3 protein-coding genes are annotated in these 5,258 nt (G+C 73.3%); 2 read left to right on the forward strand and 1 reads right to left on the reverse strand.

Annotated elements, in window-relative coordinates; all coding sequences use genetic code 11:
* Positions 1-271: DUF4190 domain-containing protein (locus tag EAO76_RS43380; protein WP_262376266.1), on the forward strand; the 271-nt coding region annotated here is incomplete at its 5' end.
* A gap of 198 nt (positions 272-469) precedes the next feature.
* Positions 470-1,480: a LuxR family transcriptional regulator gene (locus tag EAO76_RS43385; protein ID WP_148841696.1), complete on the forward strand. Its 1,011-nt coding sequence runs from the start codon at positions 470-472 to the stop codon at positions 1,478-1,480.
* Between the two features lie 52 nt (positions 1,481-1,532).
* Here the strand turns inward: EAO76_RS43385 and EAO76_RS43390 are convergent.
* Positions 1,533-5,258, reverse strand: a 3,726-nt coding sequence (locus EAO76_RS43390; protein ID WP_148841697.1) for a S8 family serine peptidase, incomplete at its 5' end; no start/stop codon positions are given.

Genomic DNA, 5,258 nt, shown 5'->3' on the forward strand with positions numbered 1-5,258 from the left:
GAAGGAGGCCACGGCCGCCCCCTCCCGGCGCTCCACCCGGGACGCCGACGGGCCGGCCGTGGCCTCCTTCGTGCTCGGACTCGTCGGCCTGCTGGTGATGAACATCCTGCTCGGCCCGGCCGCCATCGTGATGGCGGTCCTCGCCCTCGTCAGGTCCACCTCCCGCCGCGGCCGCGCCCTGCTCGGGCTCGCGCTCGGCATCGCCGACCTCGTGGTCCTCGCCCTCCTCGTCACCGGAAACGGCTTCGTCGCCTGGAACTTCGGCGGCTGAACCGGGCGGAGCGGACCCCGCCGCCGCGGTGCCCGGGTTCCGGGACGCCGCGCATCCGCCGTGCGCCCCGCCCCGGACGCACGGAAGCCGCGGCGTCTTCTGATCATTCGTCAGGTCCGCCCGCATTCTGTTCGCTCTCGATCTTGGATGGCACAGTGGGCGTCCGTCCGGGGTGGGCTGCGGGGAGGGAGAGGGCGCGTGCTGGAGATAGCGGGGATCGGCGCGGCGGAGGAACGGGTCTACCGCCACCTGGTGGAGGTACGGGGCGCGAACGTGGACGAGATCGCCCAACGGCTCCACATCCGGGAACGCGAGGCGGCGTCGCTGCTGTCCTCCCTGCACGACAAGGGCCTGGTCGGGCGGCTGCCGGGTGACGGCGACACGCGGTACGTACCCGTCCCGCCGGACGTGGCGCTGCAGCCCCTGCTGGCGCGCGGCCAGGAAGCGCTGGAGTGGGCGCGGCGCGGAGTGGAACAGCTGGCCGAGGAGTACCGGGCGGGCGGTCGGCGCCACGACGCCGGGCAACTGGTCGAGGTGATCACCGGATCCGGCGCCATCCGCCAGCAGCTGCGCCAACTCGCCTACGGGGCCCGCAGCGACCTGCGATGGTTCTGCAAGGCCGATCCCGTGGCGCTGCGCGCCCAGGACAACGACGAGGAGTTCGAGCTGCTCGCCCAGGGCATCCGCTACGAGGCGATCTACGAACGGGCCTGCCTGGAGCAGCCCGGCATGGTCGACAACGTCGCCCAGGGCATCCGCGCCGGTGAAGTGGCCCGTGCCACCAGCACGCTCCCCGTGCGCATGGTCATCGTCGACAGCTCCGTCGCCGTCTGCCCGCTGATGCCGGGCAGCACGACCGGCGTCCGCGGCGAGCCGACCGCCGCGATCATCCGCAGCAGCACTCTTCTGGACGCCCTCGTCGCCCTGTTCGACATCCAGTGGGCGGCGGGGACCCCGCTGCACGTCACGGAGGCGGGCGAGCTGGCCGACTTCGCCGGTGACATGGAGCCCGGCGGCAGTCTCGCCGACGACGAGCGCTATCTGCTCTCCCTGGTCGTCGCGGGCGTGACGGACAAGGCGATCGCCACCCAGCTGCGTGTCAGCCACCGCACGGTGCAGCGCCGGATCACCGCGCTGATGCAGCGGGCGGGCGCGACGACGCGCACGCAGCTGGTGTGGCAGGCGTCGCGGCGCGACTGGCTGTCGTAGGACGCACGGAAGCCGCGACCGGGGCCGGTCGCGGCTTCCGTTTTTCCGCGTACTACCTCAGCGCGTACGCCCGCTCGATCTCCTGCGTCACCTCGTTGCCCGCGTCGTCCCAGGCGCGGACCCGCAGCGTGACGTACCCGCTGGTGCGGGCGGTCGAGGGGTGGGTGACCCGGACACGGTAGGCGCCGTCGCCCCGGGCGGACGTCGTCGCCGCCCGCCAGTGCTTGCCGTCGTCGTACGAGACGGACACCTCCATGCCCTTCACGGATCGGCCCGTCAGACCGTCCTGGTGGCGGGCGCTCACTCCGAAGGCGAAGGCCCCGGAGCCGGGGGCGGAGCCCCGGAGGTCGGTGGCCACGTCGTAGTCGAGCTGGAGGAGGGGAAGCAGGGACTCCTCGCCCTCGGCCGGACGGGGGGCCGTGAACGACCAGCGGGTGCTGGTGGCCCGCGAGAGGGTGCCCTCGGGGCCGGTGCGCTTCACGTCCAGGTCCAGCCGGTAGCGGCCGTCGTCCCCGCCCGCGGGGAAGACGCCCCATGCCCGGGGGCCTTCGGCGAGGATCTCGCCGTCGCGCCGCAGCACGGCGCGGGTCTCGTCGGGGTAGGGGGTGTCGGCGTCCTTGCGGGGCAGGGCGTAGCCGTAGTGGCCGGGGACGGCGTCGGCGAACTCGGGGATCCCGATGGTCAGCCGGTCGCCCTTGCGGTGGGCGAGCCCTTCGGCGCCCCGGGGGATCGCCGGGCGTACCACGGGGGCGTACCAGCTCTCCGCGACGCGCTCACCGGGCCGGTAGGTGCGCAGGGAGCCGAACACGCCGGTCCCCCTCGCCTGGCCCGCCCAGGTGTTGCGGGGGTTGACCCAGTGCAGCCACCGGGCGTCGGCGGGACCGCTCAGGTACTCCGTCCGCACCTGCCCGGTGCGGACGTACCGGGCCCAGGGGGAGAGGTACACGGTCTCCCCCTCCCACGGACGCCAGGACTCCCGGTTCTCCGTGACGTACCGCGTCCCGCTCGTGTCGGGGTAGCGCGAGACCACGGTGGCCGTGTTCCTCGGCCCGACCTCGTGGACCACGCGCTCGGGGATGCGCTGTTCGGAGAGCTGTACGACGTCGTAGAGGTAGGGGCTCTCCGGGGTCCCCTTCAGCTCCAGCACGGTGCCCTGCGCGCGCAGCCGCTGCGCGGTGGCGGGGGAGGCGTACAGCCCGATCGCGGGCAGTCGCGGGCCCACCGGCTGCCAGGTCGCGGTCGCGGACCTGTTGCCGTCGGCGGTGGTGACGGCGGCCGCGGCTCCGGCCCGGGCGGCCGCGGTCACCGCCTCGTCGTACTCGATTCCCTCCAGTTCCACGAGCACCGCCGCGCCGCGGACGTCCGTGCCCCGTGCGCGCAGCGCCGCGTAGTCCTCGGGGCGTCCGTGACCGGCGTCCACCACCCGCAGGCGCCGCTTGCCTTCCACGGCGGGGGAGTTGTGGAGCAGACGGACGGGGACGCCGGTCGCGGCGCCGGCGGAGACCGCGCGTGCGCGGAGCATCGGTGCGGTCAGCTGCCAGCGGGAGGAGAACTCGAAGGTTCCCTCGGTGAACTCCTCGGTGGGCGTGACGTAGAGCAGCTGTCCGCCGCTGTGTCCGCTGGTGAAGAAGCTGGCGAACTCCCGGTCGCCCTTCTTCCAGTGGGTGGAGAAGATCAACGGGCCCCGCTGCTCGGCCGGTCTGGGGGTCCGGATCTTCACGGGAACCGCCTTGCGCGCGTCGAGCACCAGGTCCGTGGCGCCGCTCACCCGCAGCTGGGGGTTGATCACCAGGCTGTTGGTGACGTCGTCCTCCGTGTACTGCCTGATGACGCCGTGCAGGTAGTACGTGCCCTCGGGCATGTCCACCGTCGCGGTCTGCCCCGCCGGCAGATCCCCGACGATGTCGAAGCGGCCTATGGGGCCCAGCAGGATCAGCGGGGAGACGGCCGCCGGCTGCCCGGCACGGTCGATGCCGCGCAGGGTGACCTTGTGCTTGGCCGGGTCCTTCGTCGCGGAGAGGACGGTGTGCGCGACGGTCTGCCCGTCGGCCGAGGTGGCGGTGAGGCGGCCGCCGTAGATGCCCTCCGGCAGCGCGGGCGCGTCCAGGGTCACGGTCACGTCGGCAGTGCCGTGGGCGGGCACGGTGACCTGCGCGGGGGCGGCTATGGCGCCTGCCGGTGCCGGGGCGCCGTAGAACTTGTCGAAGGTGGTGTCCAGGGCGAGTGCGACGGGCGCGTCGCCGTCGTTGGTGTAGGTGACGCCCACCCGCTGCGGGCCCGCGTCCGGTTCCAGGGAACCGAAGGTGGTGGTGCCGGTGGCGCGCACCTGCTGGCGCACCGAGCGAGCCACGTCCACCCGGCCGGTGCCCTGCTCGTAGGCCGTCTGGTCGGGGGCGGTACGCGTCGTGCTCATCAACGCGTCCTTGAGCTGCCGGCCGCTCCAGTCGGGGTGGCGCTGAGCCAGGATCGCCGCCGCGCCCGCCACGTGCGGGGTCGCCATGGACGTGCCCGACGCGGCGGTGTAGGACGCGTCCACCGGGTTGCCCATGGACGTGCCGGCCGCGCGGGCGGCGACGATGCCGACGCCGGGGGCGGTGAGGTCGGGCTTGGCGCCGTTGTCCCCGACGCGCGGGCCGCGGCTGGAGAAGGGGGCCAGCTTGTCGTCGCGGTCGACGGCACCCACGGTCAGTGCGCTCGCCGCGGCGCCCGGTGAGCCCACCGTGTAGTCGGTGCCCGAGTTGCCCGCCGCGACGACGAAGAGGGCGCCGGTGTCCTCGCTGAGGTGGTCGAGGGCGATGCTGAGTATGTCGGTGCCGTCGGTGGGCTGGCCGCCCAGGCTCATGCTGACGACGTCGGCGCCCGAGCGGGCGGCCCATTCCATTCCGCCGAGGATGGCGGAGTACGGTCCGGAGCCGTTGTCGTCGAGCACCTTGCCGATCATCAGCCGTGCCCCCGGTGCCACGCCCTTGCGCGAGCCGCCCGAGGCGGCGCCGCTGCCGGCGATGGTGGAGGCGACGTGGGTGCCGTGGCCGTGGCCGTCGTTCGCGGTGGGGTCCTCGGTGAAGTTGCGTACTTCGCCGAGCTTTCCGGCCAGGTCGGGGTGGGTGGCGTCGACGCCGGTGTCCAGGACGGCGACGGTCGCGCCCTTTCCGTCGTAGCCGGCCTGCCACGCCTCGGGCGCACCGATCTGCGCGGTGCTGCGGTCGAGGGAGACGTGGGCCTTCGCGTCCAGCCACAGCTTCTCGACGCCGCCCTCGAAGGCCGCGTTCTTGAAGGCGGAGTTCTTGGCAGCGCTCTTCGCGCCGCCCTCGGCGCCGCTCCTGGCGAGCGCGTCGTCGTCGATGGCCTTCCAGAAGCGCCCGGCCTGCTTCTTGTCCGCCTTCAGCGCCGAGCCGCGCAGGCTCTTGATGACCAGGCCCTTGCGCGAACCGGTGGGCGCCCCCTTGGCCGTGGGGTTCGTGCCGCCGGTGTAACGGGCGATCAGCGGGATGGCGGAGGTGTGGGCGTCGTCGTACCCCTGCTCGATCAGGGAGGTGATGTTGAACAGCTGCCGGTCCAGTTTGCCGGAGGCCACGTACGGGAGTGCGGCGCGGGGCAGCACGTACAGCTGCTTGTCGATCTCCAGCTGGGTGAAGTCGGCCTGTGGGACGCCCGGGGACGGCTCGACGGAGACGGCCTTCCGGCCGTCGGGGAAGGTCTCCAGCCGCACCCGGTCACCGGTCACGAGCGTGACGGAGGTGACCTGGGGGCGGCCGGCGGAGTTCGAGCCGACGGGGGC

The sequence above is a fragment of the Streptomyces sp. sk2.1 genome (genome assembly GCF_008120935.1).
In the GTDB taxonomy this organism is placed as follows: domain Bacteria; phylum Actinomycetota; class Actinomycetes; order Streptomycetales; family Streptomycetaceae; genus Streptomyces.